14 protein-coding genes are annotated in these 16,836 nt (G+C 50.6%); 7 read left to right on the forward strand and 7 right to left on the reverse strand.

Going from position 1 to position 16,836, the window contains the following annotated elements:
* The 3 genes from WC980_06915 (at position 1) to WC980_06925 (ending at position 3,555) form a co-directional block, all read left to right on the forward strand.
* Positions 1-1,116 carry a glycosyltransferase gene (locus WC980_06915; GenBank protein MFA5794780.1) on the forward strand — a complete coding sequence of 372 codons (1,116 nt, stop codon included), beginning with the start codon at positions 1-3 and terminating at the stop codon, positions 1,114-1,116.
* Between the two features lie 3 nt (positions 1,117-1,119).
* On the forward strand, positions 1,120-3,003 hold the full coding sequence (asnB, locus tag WC980_06920; GenBank protein ID MFA5794781.1) for an asparagine synthase (glutamine-hydrolyzing): 1,884 nt from the start codon (positions 1,120-1,122) through the stop codon (positions 3,001-3,003).
* Positions 3,004-3,180: 177 nt separating this feature from the next.
* Positions 3,181-3,555: a hypothetical protein gene (locus tag WC980_06925; GenBank protein MFA5794782.1), complete on the forward strand. Its 375-nt coding sequence runs from the start codon at positions 3,181-3,183 to the stop codon at positions 3,553-3,555.
* A gap of 79 nt (positions 3,556-3,634) precedes the next feature.
* Here the strand turns inward: WC980_06925 and WC980_06930 are convergent, their stop codons facing one another.
* Positions 3,635-5,005 carry an NADP-dependent malic enzyme gene (locus WC980_06930; protein ID MFA5794783.1) on the reverse strand — a complete coding sequence of 457 codons (1,371 nt, stop codon included), beginning with the start codon at positions 5,003-5,005 and terminating at the stop codon, positions 3,635-3,637.
* Between the two features lie 421 nt (positions 5,006-5,426).
* Between WC980_06930 and WC980_06935 the strand changes: the two genes are divergently transcribed.
* Both WC980_06935 and WC980_06940 read left to right on the forward strand, forming a co-directional pair.
* Complete coding sequence (locus WC980_06935) at positions 5,427-6,656, forward strand: WG repeat-containing protein (GenBank protein ID MFA5794784.1); 1,230 nt, start codon at positions 5,427-5,429, stop codon at positions 6,654-6,656.
* Between the two features lie 131 nt (positions 6,657-6,787).
* Positions 6,788-7,723, forward strand: coding sequence for a hypothetical protein (locus WC980_06940; protein ID MFA5794785.1), 936 nt, complete (start codon positions 6,788-6,790; stop codon positions 7,721-7,723).
* Positions 7,724-8,979: 1,256 nt separating this feature from the next.
* Here the strand turns inward: WC980_06940 and WC980_06945 are convergent.
* The 5 genes from WC980_06945 to tilS form a co-directional block, all read right to left on the reverse strand.
* Positions 8,980-9,540 carry a hypothetical protein gene (locus tag WC980_06945; GenBank protein ID MFA5794786.1) on the reverse strand — a complete coding sequence of 187 codons (561 nt, stop codon included), beginning with the start codon at positions 9,538-9,540 and terminating at the stop codon, positions 8,980-8,982.
* A 102-nt stretch (positions 9,541-9,642) separates the two neighbouring features.
* A complete protein-coding gene (locus WC980_06950) occupies positions 9,643-11,508 on the reverse strand; it encodes a kelch repeat-containing protein (GenBank protein MFA5794787.1) in 1,866 nt (621 codons plus the stop codon).
* A gap of 91 nt (positions 11,509-11,599) precedes the next feature.
* Positions 11,600-12,421 carry a class I SAM-dependent methyltransferase gene (locus WC980_06955; GenBank protein MFA5794788.1) on the reverse strand — a complete coding sequence of 274 codons (822 nt, stop codon included), beginning with the start codon at positions 12,419-12,421 and terminating at the stop codon, positions 11,600-11,602.
* A gap of 146 nt (positions 12,422-12,567) precedes the next feature.
* Entirely contained in the window at positions 12,568-13,269 is a 702-nt protein-coding gene (locus tag WC980_06960) for a hypothetical protein (GenBank protein ID MFA5794789.1), read from the reverse strand.
* 83 nt (positions 13,270-13,352) lie between these two features.
* The gene (gene tilS, locus WC980_06965; protein ID MFA5794790.1) at positions 13,353-14,360 is read right to left on the reverse strand and encodes a tRNA lysidine(34) synthetase TilS; all 1,008 of its coding nucleotides are present in this window, start codon (positions 14,358-14,360) and stop codon (positions 13,353-13,355) included.
* Positions 14,361-14,443: 83 nt separating this feature from the next.
* Between tilS and WC980_06970 the strand changes: the two genes are divergently transcribed.
* Positions 14,444-15,157: a polysaccharide biosynthesis/export family protein gene (locus WC980_06970; protein ID MFA5794791.1), complete on the forward strand. Its 714-nt coding sequence runs from the start codon at positions 14,444-14,446 to the stop codon at positions 15,155-15,157.
* Between the two features lie 256 nt (positions 15,158-15,413).
* A complete protein-coding gene (gene obgE / locus WC980_06975) occupies positions 15,414-16,403 on the forward strand; it encodes a GTPase ObgE (GenBank protein ID MFA5794792.1) in 990 nt (329 codons plus the stop codon).
* A 62-nt stretch (positions 16,404-16,465) separates the two neighbouring features.
* On the opposite strand, the gene WC980_06980 is transcribed toward obgE, so the two are convergent.
* Positions 16,466-16,795: a hypothetical protein gene (locus WC980_06980; protein ID MFA5794793.1), complete on the reverse strand. Its 330-nt coding sequence runs from the start codon at positions 16,793-16,795 to the stop codon at positions 16,466-16,468.
* Positions 16,796-16,836: the final 41 nt, after the last annotated feature.

Raw genomic sequence — 16,836 nt, forward strand, 5'->3', positions numbered from 1 at the left:
ATGCAGATGACTAATATCCTGCACATAATTTATTCACTGGACCAGGTGGGCGGTACCGAAAAACGGTTGATGGAGGTACTGCCTTACATGGCCGGGTCGGGCAAATATAAAATCCGGGTCTGCGCCATCACCGGCGGGGCGGCGTACCGGAATCAGCTGGCCAGTCAAGGCATCGAGTTAATTGAGCTTAACGCCACGGGCATTTTTGATATCTGGTCTTTCTGGAAACTGGTAATCCTGATAAGGGGGCTGCGGATAAAAATAATTCATACCCATCTTTTCCGGGCCAATCTAATCGGCCGGCTGGCCGGCGTCCTGTCCGGAGTGCCGCTGACTGTTTGTTCTGAGAATACTACCATGAAAAAATGGTTCTCCCCGCTGGTCAACAGGTGGTTCGATCACGTAACCGACGCGGTTATCGCAAATTCCATGGCCGTGAGGAAACATCTGTCCCAAAACGGCGTTTCGCCGGCTAAAACCACAGTCATCTACAACGGTAAAAACAGCCGGGACTACGCGGCCGATTCCGTTAAACAGGATATCCGCAAGGAATTCAATATTCGGCCGGACAGATATCTGGTCACTAACATCAGTAAACTGCGCTTGGAGAAAAGGGTTGATGTTTTCATCAGAGCCGTTCCGGCGGTGCTGAAAGAGGTTCCTAACGCCGCCTTCCTGGTCGTGGGCGACGGCCCGCTCGAGGCCGAACTGAAGAAACTGGCCAATGACAAAGGCCTGTCAAGCTCCGTCATATTCGCCGGGGTCAGGAACGATATCCCGGCCATTCTCAAATCTTCCACTTTGTTAGCATTATCTTCTTCTTATGAAGGCTGTCCCAACGTAGTTATTGAAGCCATGGCCGCTGGCGTTCCGGTGGTGGCTACGGCTGCTGGTGGCACGCCGGAAATAGTTCAGGACGGAGTTACCGGACTGCTGGTTCCGCCGGAAGACCCGGACAAGCTGGCCGGAGCCATTATCGCCTTGCTTAAGGACCGGAACAGGTCATCCGAATTTTCCCGGAAAGCCGTGACCGTATTCCAGGAGCGATTTACTATAGAGCAGTCCGTACGCCTGATTGAAGAACTCTATGACCATTTGATAAACAGAAAAGGCTGATTTATGTGCGGTATCTGCGGCAGAGTCAACTTTGACGGTTCTCCGGTGCCCGAGGAATTGGTCCGCAAGATGTGTGGCCTTATCCGTCACCGCGGGCCGGACAGCGAAGGCGTTTATCTGTCCGCCAACGGAACACGGGCCGGGTTGGGTATCAGGCGACTGGCCATCATCGACCTGCAGACCGGCGACCAGCCCATCCATAACGAAGACAAGACCATCTGGCTCGTCCTCAACGGCGAGATATACAATTTTGACCAGCTCCGGGCCGAGCTCCAGGCCAAAGGCCATCGTTTCTACACCAAGACCGACACCGAGACTATCGTTCATCTCTACGAAGAATACGGCACTGACTGCCTCAAGCATCTCCGGGGCATGTTCGCTTTCGCACTCTGGGATAATAAAAAGCAACAGCTCTTCCTGGCCCGGGACCGTGTCGGCAAGAAACCGCTTTTATACGCGCACGGCTCCAAATATCTTATATTTGGTTCCGAACTCAAATCCATTTTGGCCAACCCGGAAATAAAAAAGGATATTGACGTCAGCGCGCTGGACCACTATTTGACCTATGGTTATATCCCGGCGCCGATGAGCGTCTTTAAAGGCATTAAGAAATTACCGCCGGCCTCCTGGCTGGTCTGTGATGCCGCTGGCAATATCACCACCGGCAAATACTGGCAGTTGGATTACCGCCATAAGTTGGAACTGAGCGAAGCCGAATACTCAGCCCGGATTATGGAGCTTCTGGAAGAGTCCACCCGGATACGGATGATAAGCGACGTGCCGCTGGGCGCTCTGCTTTCTGGCGGCATCGATTCCTCGGCCGTGGTCGGCCTGATGGCCAGGCATTCCAGCAAACCGGTCAAGACTTTTTCCATCGGTTTCGAGGAAAAGGATTTTTCCGAACTGGCTTACGCCCGGGCCGTGGCCGAACATTTCAATACTGAGCATCACGAGTTTATCGTCCGGCCTGATGTTATCGAAATCCTGCCTAAACTGGTCTGGCATTATAGCGAGCCTTATGCCGATTCCTCGATGCTGCCGACTTACTACGTGGCCCGCGAGACGCGCAAGCACGTGACCGTGGCGCTCAACGGCGACGGCGGCGACGAGAACTTCGCCGGATACCAGCGCTACCTGGCGCATAAGCTGGCTTCAATGCCGCTCTACCGGCTGGCCGGCAAGCCGTTCAATAATTTGCTTAATACTGTTTTCCCTGGCTACAAGCCCCGCACCATTTCCGGCCGGCTCAAAAGGTTTACCGAAGCGGCCGGACTGACCGAAGCCCAAAGGTATCTTTCCTGGTGCGCCTGCTTTAATGATGCAGCCAGGCACAGTCTCTATTCGGATGACTTCTCCAATCGGACAAAGGGTGCTCCGGCAGAGAATTACCTGCTAAACTGCATCAATCAGTCTCCGGCCGACAACATCATCGACCGGGTTTTGTATGCTGATATCAACACCTACCTGCCCGAAGACCTGCTGGTCAAAATGGACATTGCCACCATGGCCAACTCGTTGGAAGGGCGTTCGCCGTTCCTTGACCATAAGCTCCTGGAGTTGAGCGCGTCCATACCGGCCGGGCTGAAGATAAAAGGGCTGACCACCAAATACATACTCAAGAAAGCGCTCAAAGGATTCCTGCCGGACGAGATTCTTTCCCGCGGAAAGATGGGTTTCGGCATTCCTATCGGTAACTGGTTTCGGACCTCGCTCAAGGATTATCTCAAGGACATCATCCTGTCCGAGCGAAGCATCAAGAGGGGATACTTCCGACGGGAAGCCGTCGAGAACCTGATTAACTCCCACGCCAGCGGCAAATACGACCACACCCCGCGTCTCTGGGCTTTGCTGGTGCTGGAAACCTGGCACCGCGTATTTATGGATTAGTGGCAGTAGGAGTGCAACGACGTACTGCCACCTTATTAGTCGCTGTTAGGCTTTAGCCGTTATCAGCGACTTATCCCGCATAGCGGGGTCCCGAGCACAGCGAGTGGGATTGGGAAAATTATTTCGTGGCTAACAAAATCTATTGACAACCGATGGAAATCATCCCATAATCAGTCTATGAATCAACATCTTCGGCTTCGGTTCATGCTGGCAATCATATTAACCGCATTAATATGCGGGGGGGGAGTTGCCTGCAGAATCAATATCGGACAGCATGTCGGCTTGCCCCCCGAACAAGCCGAAGCCTCGCGGAGGCAGATGGCCAAAGATGTCCAAACCTACGAAGCCGAGTTCGACCGCAATCCAAATGATGCCGCGCTTTGCTATAATTTAGGGGTTATCTATGATGATTATTACGACAACCCGACCAAGGCCATATTCTATTATTCCCGGTATTTAGAATTAATTCCGGCAGATGCTTCGGATCGCGCCAAGATTATTAGATGGATAGAGAATTGCCGAAAACGGATGCGTAACCCGGATACGCGCTAATTTGCTCAATCCGTGTTTATTCACGGTGAAATAAAAGAGGGGCGATGTTATTATCGCCCCTCTTTCTTTTTAGGACAGGTTATTTCTTGGGTTTGGAACCCTTGGGCAAGGCGATGACGCCTTCCTTCATCAGCAGGTCCGTGGTATTATGCGCCTTGGTGATGGTCTCGGTGGCTATCTGGCGCAGTTCCTTTTCCGAAATCTTCAGCCGGGCCACGCCCTGTTCGATGGCCTTCATCCCGACGGCCACGGCTTCCTCGGCGTAGACGCCCCATTTATCCATGGTCGGAATCAGGTAATCCTCGCTGATGCCTATCTTCTCGGCGTACTTGGCCAGCGATTCGGCCGCCGCGATGCACATCTCGTCGGTGATGGTTTTGGCCCGGACGTCCAGCGCGCCGCGGAATATGCCCGGGAATCCCAGCGAATTATTGACCTGGTTGGGGAAATCGGAACGGCCTGTGGCCACGATGGCCGCGCCGGCTTCTTTGGCTTCCCATGGCCAGATTTCCGGTATCGGGTTGGCACAGACAAACACGATGGAGTCCTTGGCCATAAGGCTTATCCATTCCTTCTTGATGGTTCCCGGCCCGGGCTTGGACAGGGCCAGCAGCACCTCGGCGCCCTTCATGGCTTCTGGTATGCCGCCGACCACGTTGGCACCGTTGCTCTTCAGGCACATGTCCCATTTCTCCTTGAACTTTTCCTTGAGCTCGGTCCGGCCCTTATGGAGAGTGCCCTTGCTGTCGACCATGATAATCTTCTTGGGGTCGGCTCCGGCCTTGATAATCATCCTGGAAATGGCGATATTGGCCGCGCCCGCGCCGACCATGGCGATTTTGACGTTGCCCATCTTTTTGCCCTGCACTTTCAGGGCGTTGATCAGCCCGGCCACCGTCACGGCTGCTGTTCCCTGCTGGTCGTCGTGCCAGACCGGGATGTTCATCTCGGCCCGCAGTCTGGCCAGGATTTCGAAGCATTTGGGCTGGGACAGGTCTTCCAGGTTGATGCCGCCGAAGGTTGGTTCCAGGTACTTGACCGTCTTGATGATTTCCTCGGGGTCCTTGGTATTCAGCATGATCGGGAACGCGTCCACGCCGCCCAGATATTTGAATATGAGTGCTTTGCCCTCCATCACCGGCAGGCCGGCTTCGGGCCCGATATCGCCCAGCCCCAGCACCCGTGTGCCGTCCGAGACCACGGCCACGAAGTTGCCCTTGTTGGTGTGTTCGTAGACCTTTTCCGGATGGGCGAAGATGTCCATGCACGGCTTGGCCACGCCGGGCGTGTACCAGATGCTGAAATCGTCGTTACTCCTGATGCAGGCCTTGGGTGTGATGCCGATTTTCCCTTTATAGAAAGGGTGCAGTAACATCGCATCCTCGCCGGGTTGTTTGGCTCTATTAAGCATAACCTGGATTTCCTCTTGGGTGGGCGCCTTGCTCTTCATATGAGCTCCTTTCTGGTGCGAAGCGGTAATAAGACACAGACACGCTGTGAATTATATCACTTGGATTAGGCAAGACAAGATAATTCGAAAAGATTCCCACGGATTAAAGTCGATTATAAGGAACCCAGGAAACCAAGAAATTCTTCCTGTTCTCCTGGACTCCTTATACTTGGGCTGTTAGAACCTGCCTGTAGCAGGTGAGTTATCAGCCCAGTATAGTTGGCAGCCCGTACGGGTTCTTGTCCCTATAAGCGGGATAGCCTGCGGGCTTGTCCTAAGACCCCTCAGGGTCTAGGGATAATTCGTTACACTCAAACTGCCATACTATTAAATTATTCGTGTTTATTCGTGTCACCGCAACCAAATTCATTGACATTCCTGAGTCAAATGCCTTAATGAGTTTAATTATAGGAGGAGTAAAATGAAGCATTCAATAATGGTTGCCCTGTTCCTGACACTGATTTTTATCGGCTTAGCCCAGGCCAAGCGCGTTGGGCCGAAGGATGTCGCGCCCATCATACACAATGGGGTTAAATACACTGCGCCGCACGGCAAAATGGGCTATGTCGAGGCCTGGGACGTTAGCTCCGGCAAGAAACTCTGGGAGACAAAGGTCTATGATGTAGAGATGAAGCCCATGCTGGAAAAGGATGTCCAGATGGTATACATTACTTCTCTGTCCATAGAAGACGGCAGGTTGGTGGTTATCAATGAGAACAACGCTAAATATTATCTCAATCCGGCCAACGGCCAAAAGATACAAGGACTGGCTCCGGCAATTGCCAAACCTGATAAAACTTCTGAGGAGGTACACCTGTTCCCGGTGCCGCAGAACGGCAAGTACGGTTATATGGACAAGACCGGCAAGATAGTGATTGAGCCGATGTTTGACTATGCGGCCGGTTTTTCAGACGGCATGGCCGCCGTAATGATGACCAAAGATGGCGCCCAGAAAATCGGTTACATAGATAGCACAGGCAAGGTCGTGATTGAACCCCGGTTTGAGGCCGGCTATGATTTCAAAGAAGGCCTGGCTCCGGTCCAGATAAACGGGCTGGTCGGTTACATAGACAAAACCGGCAAGGTAGTGATTGAGCCACAATTCCGCGGCGCCATGTCTTTCTCCGAAGGGTTGGCTCCGATTATGATGACCGAAGACTGGGGGTTCATCGACCGGACCGGTAAAATCGTCATCAAGGAACAGTTCGACGGCGTGGACCGGTTCTTCGAAGGGCTGGCTCCGGCCCGGGTCTGCGGTCAGACCCAGTTCGGTTACATAGACAAGGCCGGCCAGTTTGTGATAAAGCCCGCATTCGCTTCAGCCGGCGTGTTTAATTCCGGACTGGCGCCGGTCCGGCTCAACAATGACCCAGACACCAAGGAGGGTTATATAGACAAGACCGGCCAGCTGGTCATAAAACCGCAGTTTGACTTGGCCGGTGAGTTTTCCGAAGGCCTGGCCGCGGTCATCCCCGACGGCGGAGCGGAGCATGGCAAGTACGGCTATATAGACAAAACCGGCAAGGTAGTGATTGAACCAATATTCGACGGGGCAGAGGCATTTTCCGGCGGCCTGGCCAAGGTTTTTATCGGCAACAATTGTGGTTACATAGATAAGGTCGGCAAGTTCATTTGGGAACCGGCCAAATAACTTTACTTAAGCCGGATATTTCCCTTGACAGAACCGGAGTTTTTTCTATAGTAACCGTTTAACGAACCATCCTTATCCTTTCAGGGATGTGAATAAAATGAAAGGCGTTTGACAAAAAGGAGTACGCCATTATGAAAAGAAACCTGTCAATCTTAAGCGCAACGCTGGTGTTGGTCGGCCTGTTCGCCGGTTACGCCCTGGCCGCAGACGATGCATTCGCCGTATTGGAACAGTTGGAAAAGAATTATGTCGGGCTGGAAAAACCCGGCTTGGACACACTGACGGCCAAGGCCGTTTCCTCGGCCGCGCCGGACGCTCCGGCCACGATCTACTATGCCAAGGGCAAAGGGCTTAAGACCAAGGTCGAAGGTGCCGGTCCCAACGCCATTATCGCCCAGCAGATGATAGGCTCTTTTGTCAAAACAAACGGATTGTGCTCCGAAAAACCCAGCGCCACCTACAAACTCACCAAGGAAAACGTGGCCGGCACCTGCGAAGCGGCCACCCTCAACGGGGTCAAGGTTTCCCAGCTGACATTTGTGCCGCTCAAGGACAAGAAACTGGAGTTTACCAAGTTGGTTATATTCGTCGATACCAAAGACTGGGTCGTCCGCCAGATGAAGGTCAAGGCCGACGAAGCCGAGAGCACCAGCGATTTCGAATACAAAGACGGGCTGATTTTCAGGATGGTAACGTCCGTCCCCGGCAACACCACCACCATAACCAACACCTATACCACGGCCGACAAATTCGCAGTTCCGGCCAAGATGGAAATGACGCTGGACGGCAAAGCCGTTCCCGAAAATATGAAGCACATCATCATCACCTATTCCGACGTCAAGGTCAACGTCAAGATAGCCGACGATATTTTCGCCGCGCCCAAGGTTTCCGGCGACGTGCCCAAGCCGACCGAGACCGCCGCCGAACTGTTCAAGCAGGTCCAGGAGGCGATGATGAAGGGCGATATGGCCACGGCCAAGCTGAAGCTCAAGCAGATATCCGCCTACTATCCCGACGACCCCATGGCCGGGACGGCCGAGATGATGCTCAAGCAGTTGCCTAAATAAAAATATCGCGGGTCTTAGTGTTTATCCGTAGCTACAAATAAGGAACCCAGGAGACCAAGAGAATTATTAGTGCCTGCCTGTCCCGAAAGCATTCGGAACGCAGATAGGTCCATTCGAGTTTATTCGTGGCTTGATTTTTCACACACTAACCAAAAATCCGTGTAATCTGTGGCAAAATAAATCGTGGTCATCGAAGCACCTACCGAACGCTCGCCCGATTGGCTGAAGAATCAGGCAAAATAAGCACACCATTAAAGTTTTCCCATAGTTTTAGCCCCTCCAGTTAATTATAAGGTATATAAGATATAGTATCAGAGCATATGAGATATAGTATCAGAGTATATGGAATATAGTATCAGAGTATATGAGGTATAGTATCAGGGCGTATGAGGTATATTATCAGAGTATATAGGATATAGTATTAGAGTATATGAGGTATAGTATCAGGGTGTATGAGGTATAGTATCAGGGTATATGGGATATAGTATCAGAGTATATGAGGTATAGTATCAGAGTATATAGGATATAGTATCAGAGTATATAGGATATAGTATCAGAGTATATAGGATATAGTATCAGGGTATATGGGATATAGTATCAGGGTATATGGGGGATAGTATTATGGTATATGAGATATAGTATCAGAGCATATAGGGTATAGTATCAGGGTATATAGGATGGCATCACAGAGTATATGGGGTCATCTTGCAGGGTATATGGGGTGGCATTGCAGGGTATATGGGTAGGCATCACAGGGTATATGGGTAGGCATCACAGGGTATATGGGGTGGCATCGCAGGGTATATGGGGTGGCATCGCAGGGTATGTGGGGTGGAGGTGCAGGGTATATGGGGTGGCATCGCAGGGTATGTGGGGTGGAGGTGCAGGGTATATGGGGTGGCATTGCAAGGGTATATGGGTAGGCATCACAGGGTATGTGGGGTGGCATTGCAGGGTATATGGGTAGGCATCACAGGGTATGTGGGGTGGCATTGCAGGGTATATGGGGTGGCATCACAGGGTATGTGGGATGGCATCACAGGGTATGTGGGGTCATCTCGCAGGGTATATACTATCCGGGGGGAGGGGGTATGGTATGGGGGAGTATACCCCCCCCTGTCTGGAAACGAATTAAATAAGGAATTGGGGTGAAAAAAGAGCTATTTTTGGGAAATGATGCCCAGTAATAGGCTGAGCGAAGCCTCCCGTCAGGGATAATTACTGGGTTTCCCCGGGCAGGGACTGTCCCCAAGTACCTACAAGAGCACGAATTCTTGACAAATTATCAACCACGAATCAATCGCTTTAAGTGCTATATCTTCAGCTTTTCCTAATTCTACTCCATTATTTGAAAGTACCAAAGTTGATGGTTTTATCAAATTAGTATCTTTTAATTGAGAGTGTATTTTATTTCCTTGAATGGTTATATACTCTATATCTTTTTGTTCAGCAGTAATTCCCGGTCTTTCTAATTTAGGAAATAATCCACTTCTTGACCGTTTCAATTCCCCGTGCTTTAACCAATTGTCTAAGTCAATAATAATGCATAATGTTTTATCCTTCTTCACTTTAGCTTCAACAATTTGAGGGTTTTTGCCTAATGATTTCACCTCATTTTTCAAATGGTCTCGAAAACTCCCTAAGTAACGTATTAATGCTTGGATGTCAAGCTCATGTTCCGCAAGATTTTTGATGTTCCCAATAGAATATTCTTGTTGAAACTCTTTCTCATAAAGCCAACTATAATTTTGTTTAGGATTGCTTTGGACTCTATCTTTTATCCGATTTAACTGTTCAATTAATTCTTTTATTGTCATTTCAAACTCCCCTTTATAAGCTCTATTTCTTTCTCCATCAGCCCATAGAGTTTAATTCCGGGGATGTCTTACTTATCTTAATTCAGTATGCTGTTCCCCGAATTATCGTTCCCAGGTCTCGTTGTTACAAGCGCTGGTAACCCACCCGCCGAAGAGAACAGTAACATTCCGGACTGAGTCATATGCCATCGCATGGGAGGATCGTGCCGATGGATAAATCACAAGCATTCTTCTCAGGGTCCAGTTCGTCCCATCCCATTCCCACGTCTCGTAATTATAAACGCTGCCGTTCCATCCGCCGAAGAGAACTGTAACACCCCGAGCTGAGTCATATGCCATCCTATGACCGTGTCGTGCCGATGGAGAAGTTACAGACGTTCTTTGGGTCCAATTCGTTCCATTCCATTTCCAGGTCTCGTTGTTAAGAACCTCCCCGCCGCTGCCACCAGACCCGCCGAATAGAACCGTAACACCCTGGGCTGAGTCATATGCCATCGCATGGATGTATCGTGCCGATGGAGAAGTCACAGGTGTTCTCTGGGTCCAATTTGTCCCATCCCATTCCCATGTCTGGTTGTTAATACCGCTGACATACCCGCCGAAGAGAACCGTAACACCTCTGGCCGAGTCATATGTCATCCCATGACAGTATCGTGCCGATGGATAAATTACAGGTGTTCTCAGGGTCCAGTTCGTTCCATCCCATTCCCAGGTCTCGTGGTTAATACCATTGTTGGTTTCCCCACCGAAGAGAACCGTAACACCCCGGACTGAATCGTATGCCATTGCATGATTACGTCGTGCCGATGGAGAAGTCACAGGTGTTCTCTGTGACCAGTTTGTTCCATCCCATTCCCAGGTCTCGTTGTTAAGAATAAAGTTGTTAGAAACGCCGGTTTCCCCGCCGAAAATAACCGTAATACCCCGGACTGAGTCATATGCTATCGCATGTTGGTATCGTGCCAATGGAGAAGTCCCAGTAGGTATTCTTTGGGTCCAGTAAGGGGGCACGTCTATTGTTGTAAGACTCCAGACATTACCAGTAGTGGTACCATCGAAATTCTTGGAGTCAATCCGCCAGTAATAAGTGGTGTTATTAGAAAGTGTTCCTGGATTATAACTTGTTCCAGTTGTATTTGTAATAGGAGCCCACCCGGTAGTTGTGATGCCGAAAAAGACATCATAACTTGTTGCACCACTGGCCGATGCCCAGGAAAGTTGAGTAGTGGTTATTACATTGATTGCACCATTAACCGGTGTTGGTGAGGTTGCCTGTGCAGGAGCTAATTGAGTAGTAAAACTCCAGACACTGCCTGTCGTGGTACCGACGCTAGTCTTGGAATCTATCCGCCAGTAATAGATGGTACTGGTGTTCAACGTGCCTGGATTATAAACCGTAGTAATTATATTCGTAACCGGCGACCACCCGGTAGCGGTCAGTCCGAAATATACATCATAAGAGATTGCGCCGCTGGCCGAGGCCCAACCTAACTGTTGATTAATATGTGCATTAGTTGTACTATTAGCCGGGCTTGGCGAGGTTGCCTGTGCAGACGGTGCTATTTGCGTGATAAAGGTCCAGACATTACCGGTAGTTGTCCCAGCACTATTTTTGGAATCTATCCGCCAGTAATAGGTCGTATTATAAAAGAGAGCAGTACCGGGGTTATAATTTGTATCGGACTGATTGCCGACAAATACCCCGGGAGAAGTTGTACCGAAAAAGACATCATAAGAGGTTGCGCCACTGACAGAAGCCCAAGAGACTTGAGTAGTCGTTATCACATTAGTTGCGCTATCATCCGGTGTTGGTGAGGTTACCTGAGCAGGTGCAGTTGGGGTCGGTGTTGGTATGCCACTACTGCCGCTTGAGCCACCAATGTCACCACAACCGCCATAATTAAATGCGGTGATATAAGCAACAAACATAATAACTGTGGCTATTTTCAATATAGAATTGCTGCGCATACTGGCCTCCTCTTATTCGGAGTTATTTTAGGAAAGAAGATATCTTAATTAAGATTCTAAGCCCATAAGTATAATTTGTCAAGGGAATATATTATTTCCAGGCCACCAGGCGAATAGTATTCAGCCACCGGTATCCGATGGGCCCGGCCAGCACCCGCCGGAACCCCTTGGGCATCAGCCCGACCCAGGCTTCGCTCAACCTGTATAGCCACAACGGCCAGAGCATCACCATTCCGGCTACCTTGCAATGCGCTTTGACACGGCTGAATGCGGCTTGCCTCATTATCCCGGCCAGTTCGCCGTAGGAATATTCCTTGAGGTGCAGTCCGGTGGCCTCGGCGTCGAATCCCCTCGAGGCGTCGTGCGGGCCGAAGATGCGGTTGGGTGTGGTGCAGATGTAAACTCCGCCGGATTTCAATGCCCGGCAGGCCGCCTGCAAATGGGCCAGCCCGTCTTCGGGATGCAGATGCTCAATCAGGTGCCGGCTGAAGATGACGTCCACCGAGCCGTCGGGCACGTCTAACTTGGTGGCGTCGGAGATTATCAGCCGGAGGTTGTCCGGATATTTGGGGTGCAAGGCGATTTCGGCCGAGGCCTCGATGGCATAGACCTGCCTGACCCGGCCGGCCACCTCGAAACATAGCTTGCAGTTCCCGGCCCCGACCTCGAGGAAGACCGTTTCCGGAGTCAGGAAGGGCTTGAGCCATTTGAGCTGGGGCGATGGTTTGCTCCATTGCTCAATATCGTTCTTCTGCGACACGGCCCGCAGGTGGGGGATATCGCGGAAGAGCTGGTCATAGGCCTGTTTGTACAGCACGGGACGGGCCGGCCGGTCGGCCTTCTTTATGGATTCAGCCAGCCGCTTTTCCAGCTGGTAGTGGGTTTTTAGTTCTTCCGGGGAGATTTCATTCATATTAGCCACAGATTACACAGATTAATACTAATAAGCACTGACTGCCACTAACCACTGAGAGCACTGAAAACACTGAGTTAATTATGGCCACGGATGCACACGGATAAACACTAACTTGGGTGGCTACTTGGCGCCGCCCTTATCAGCTAATCCACTTTTTCCCATATTAGGAATCCTTCTCCATCGTACGCGTTAATAATAATCTTAGAGGTATTTTTAGCGAGGATTTCCAATTTTTTTAAGGTTATTTCCATTTTATTGAATGGAGGCGTATCTATCTTGTCAGCCTTGGTTAATATTCCTGTAAATGCTCGCCATCCACTGCCAAACGCCTTTACCATCGTTTCTATTTTATTTTCTTCGGCATTAGTAGGGGTTATATACCGATAGATATTATTCTGGAAGGTAAAGGAATCTGTTCTTTCCTTTAAGGAGCCTTTATCATCTGCATTGCGCATTGCATCTATAAAGATACAAATATTTTCCTCGTCTTTCTTGAGATATTCTTCAATAATTGAATATAGCTGGATAAAATTATCAGGTCTAGGTATTTTTAAACCCTTTATGTGCATTATTATATCTTGTTCTTTATTGAGTTGAGGAAGTACTCCGCCGTATTCAAAACTGTAAACCTGATCGAGTGAAGTACCTCCTGGCAGTATGGTATATATTGTTCCTTGCTTTAAATTGACTGAATCTGAAATGAGTTTTGCTAAGATTTTTCCCTCAAATTTTACTGGGTCATTCTTGCCATTCCCATAGTTTTTGATATTTGCTAAATCATATAGTACGCTAGTAATAAATTCCAAGGCTTTTTCATTTAGTACTATTTTTTTGTAAGACCCCATAATTTAACCTTTTTATTTAAGGAGGATATTTCTTTTTAATAATAAGTTATTCGTGTTCATCTGTGTCCATCCGTGGCTAATGGTTATGTTTTCTTTGTTATTGTCAGCCGGCCGTTAGCAATCCGTCCGATGACGCCGCCGGACAAATGCACTTCATTAGTCTTCCGGCACGATGAGGCCAAGCCGATGAGCGCTTCGTAATTGGCCCGGACTATGTGCTTGAGGTTGCACCCGGCGTTTTTCAGCAGATGGTTGATCATCATCTGCTGGACCGGTTGGGGTTGGTTTCTGAGTTCGGCCAGGGACAGCCATTTCCGGCCTTTGGGGCAGAGCGTCTCAGCCAGTTTGGAGACGACGGCTTCGTATTCCCCGGCCGCCTGCCCGAGCTGGACCAGGTGGCGCGCCACGCCGGGGTTGTAATCGTTTAACAGCGGCATCAGCTGGTGCCGGATGCGGTTGCGCAGTATCTTCCGGTCGAAGTTGGATTTATCGGAGCGATACCCGAAGCCATGGGCTTTGAGGAAATCGGTTATATCTTTGTGGGTCAGCTCGATGAGCGGGCGGATGAGCCGGAACGGCCGGCCGGGCAGCAGGTTGCGCGCCGGCAGTATGCCGCGCAGTCCCTTGATGCCGGTGCCGCGGATGATGCGGAATAGGACCGTTTCGGCCTGGTCGTCGAGCGTATGGCCGGTGGCGATTTTGGGTACGCGTTTATTATGCTTGAGTTTCCCGGCCAGCCGGGACAGGAACTCGTAGCGCTCGTTGCGGGCGGTTTCTTCGAGCGAGAGCTTGTGCCGTTGGCTGAGCGCCGGGATGTCGCGCTTGCTCGAATAAAAGGGCAGTCCCAGCTTGGCGGCCAATTGGCGGACAAAACGTTCGTCGGCGTCGGCCGCTTTACCGCGTATCTGGTGGTTGAGATGGGCGATGACCAACTGCCATTTATGCCCGTAATAGCGGTTGAGCCGGTCCAGCAGCACCGTTAGGCCGACCGAATCGGGACCGCCGGAAACGCCGATGATGACGGTATCGCCGCCGGACAGGAGCCGGTGTTGTCCGATAGTTTCCCGGACAGTTTTGATGATTTGTTCCATTTGTCGCGCTGTCTGAATTATTAGTGCTTGGTTTCGTTAAAGACGATATAATATATAATCCTCGTAATCAAGGAAAACATAAGATGAAGTCCGGAATAATCATATTTACCGCAGTTTTATCGGCGCTGTTGTGTTTCAGCTGCGTCCAGAACCAGTCCGGCGCCTATCCGCCCAGCATCAGGCCTTCGGCCATAGAGGCCCGGTCGCTGGACAAGATAGACTATTCCATCGCGGTTGACGATGTCATCCAGGTATTCGTCTGGCAGAACGCCGATATTTCCGGTGACCTGATAGTCCGCCCGGACGGCAAGATATCAATGTTCCTGGCCGGCGACATCAAGGCGGCCGGCAAGACCCTAACCCAGATAGACGACGAAATCACCCAGCGGCTGGCTGAATACATCCTGGCGCCGCAGGTGACCGTGGCCATAAAGAAGTTCTCCGGCCAGCCGGTGATTGTCCTGGGAGAGGTGGGCAAGCCCGGGGTTTACAAGCTGACCGGCACCATTTCGCTGATGCAGGTGCTGGGCGAGGCCGGCGGCCTGACCCGAGATTCCAGCAAGGGCAACCTGCTGGTCATCCGGGGCGATGTCCTGGACAAGCCCGAGGTGGTTATGGTCGATATCAGCGAAATCCTGGCCGGCAATATGCGCAACGACATCGTTATGTATCCGAACGATATAGTTTATGTTTCGGCCAAGCCGATTGCCGATGTTTCCCGCTACATCCGCGACTACGTCACGCCGGTCCTAAGCACGGTGATGAGCGTCGAAATACTCCGCCGCACCAGCAAATAACAATCTTACCACCCTATGGGCAACTAAGATTTACAGGATTAGCTTGTAATTATAAAAATATTCTATTAAATAAACTATCCGTGGTTATCAGTACGCTGGCAGTTTGAGCCCCGCCAAAAGCGGGATAAACTTTGCGAATTATCTGCCAGGTATACTGGGCTGTGCGTTGTGTTCGCGGAGTGGCATCCCGATGTATCGGGATAAGTCGCTTTGCTCCAACAGCCCAAGTGCGTGAATCTGCGTACTATTAAATTATATGTTTAAAGACGAAGTAGAAATATTTGTCAAGGCCGGCGATGGCGGCGCGGGCATAGTCAGCTTTTGGCGCGAGAAATACATACCCAAAGGCGGCCCGGACGGCGGTAACGGCGGTTGGGGCGGCGATGTCATTATCCGTGCCAATCCGCATATGAACACGCTCTACCACCTGGCTCATCACGAGCGCATCCTGGCTCAGGCCGGACAGCCGGGCGGCTCCAATAACTGCATCGGCAAGAACGGCGCGGACCGGGTTGTTGAAGTTCCTTTGGGCACTGTTGTCCGCGACCGGGCCAACAGGAATATTCTCAAAGACCTCAAGGACGCCAAAGACGAGTTCATCGTGGTCAAAGGCGGACGGGGCGGACGGGGCAACAAGGTCTTTGCCAACGCCATAAACCAGACGCCGCGCAACGCCGAGACCGGCGCGCCCGGCGAGGAGCGCTGGCTTTATTTGGAACTGAAACTCATCGCCGATGTCGGGTTGGTCGGCCTGCCCAACGCCGGCAAATCAACGGTGCTTTCCCGTGTTTCCGACGCCCGGCCCAAGATTGCCGATTATCCCTTTACCACGCTGGAGCCGTCGCTGGGCGTAGTGGCGGTGACCGAAGACCGCACCTTCGTAGTAGCCGACCTGCCCGGGTTGATAGAAGGCGCTCATCTGGGCAAGGGGTTGGGTGATAAGTTCCTCAAGCATATCGAGCGCACCCGTATAGTCCTGCACATCATCGACGCGACCACTCCGCTGGATGCGGCTTACAAGACCATACGCGAAGAGCTCAAGGAATACAGCCCGACGCTGGCTAAGAAGCCGGAAATACTGGTGTTGAACAAGATAGACCTGCCCGGAGCCGAGGCCAATATCAAGAAATACCGGGCCAAACTGCCTAAGAAGTTCCTGACTATTTCGGCCGTAAAGAAGACGGGATTACCGGAATTGATAAGAACATTGTCACGCAAACTGCAGACACTCAAATCCGCAGAGTAGCAGATACGCTATTTAGCCACGGATGAACACGGATTAAGATGGTTTATGTCTGGCGCCTGGGATTACCAATTCATTAATACAAATATGAGAATAATTATCAGGAAAATTAACATACCCGCCCATTGTAGTTTATATCGTAATACATAATCAGATTGAGACAAAACATAAAAAGGATTAATAAGAGATCTTTGTAAACGGGATTGCAGTGCCTGTTTGTAAATTTCTTCCCCTGAATCTAAGAAAAATGCTCCATATGCAAAGTAAGCTGTTACTCCGATGACTATAATGAGCAACGATAGGCAAATCAGCTTGTCAGGAATGATTCCCCGCAGTAAATAGGCTGTTCCAAGTAATAATGTTGGAATAATAAAAATAACAAGATATCTTTTCATACTTACCTTTATTTTTCGTTTCCCGAACTACTAAGGCGTAT

Source organism: Candidatus Brocadiia bacterium (genome assembly GCA_041658285.1).
Classification (GTDB): Bacteria; Planctomycetota; MHYJ01; order JACQXL01; family JACQXL01; genus JBBAAP01.

Excerpts from the sequence above, each read along its gene's own strand:
- asnB (MFA5794781.1), top strand. The coding sequence starts at position 1,120 with ATGTGCGGTATCTGCGGCAGAGTCAACTTTGACGGTTCTCCGGTGCCC.
- WC980_06935 (MFA5794784.1), top strand. The coding sequence starts at position 5,427 with ATGAAGCATTCAATAATGGTTGCCCTGTTCCTGACACTGATTTTTATC.
- WC980_06925 (MFA5794782.1), top strand. The coding sequence starts at position 3,181 with ATGAATCAACATCTTCGGCTTCGGTTCATGCTGGCAATCATATTAACC.
- tilS (MFA5794790.1), bottom strand. The coding sequence starts at position 14,360 with ATGGAACAAATCATCAAAACTGTCCGGGAAACTATCGGACAACACCGG.
- WC980_06955 (MFA5794788.1), bottom strand. The coding sequence starts at position 12,421 with ATGAATGAAATCTCCCCGGAAGAACTAAAAACCCACTACCAGCTGGAA.
- WC980_06915 (MFA5794780.1), top strand. The coding sequence starts at position 1 with ATGCAGATGACTAATATCCTGCACATAATTTATTCACTGGACCAGGTG.
- WC980_06930 (MFA5794783.1), bottom strand. The coding sequence starts at position 5,005 with ATGAAGAGCAAGGCGCCCACCCAAGAGGAAATCCAGGTTATGCTTAAT.
- WC980_06980 (MFA5794793.1), bottom strand. The coding sequence starts at position 16,795 with ATGAAAAGATATCTTGTTATTTTTATTATTCCAACATTATTACTTGGA.
- WC980_06945 (MFA5794786.1), bottom strand. The coding sequence starts at position 9,540 with ATGACAATAAAAGAATTAATTGAACAGTTAAATCGGATAAAAGATAGA.
- WC980_06950 (MFA5794787.1), bottom strand. The coding sequence starts at position 11,508 with ATGCGCAGCAATTCTATATTGAAAATAGCCACAGTTATTATGTTTGTT.
- WC980_06970 (MFA5794791.1), top strand. The coding sequence starts at position 14,444 with ATGAAGTCCGGAATAATCATATTTACCGCAGTTTTATCGGCGCTGTTG.
- obgE (MFA5794792.1), top strand. The coding sequence starts at position 15,414 with ATGTTTAAAGACGAAGTAGAAATATTTGTCAAGGCCGGCGATGGCGGC.
- WC980_06940 (MFA5794785.1), top strand. The coding sequence starts at position 6,788 with ATGAAAAGAAACCTGTCAATCTTAAGCGCAACGCTGGTGTTGGTCGGC.
- WC980_06960 (MFA5794789.1), bottom strand. The coding sequence starts at position 13,269 with ATGGGGTCTTACAAAAAAATAGTACTAAATGAAAAAGCCTTGGAATTT.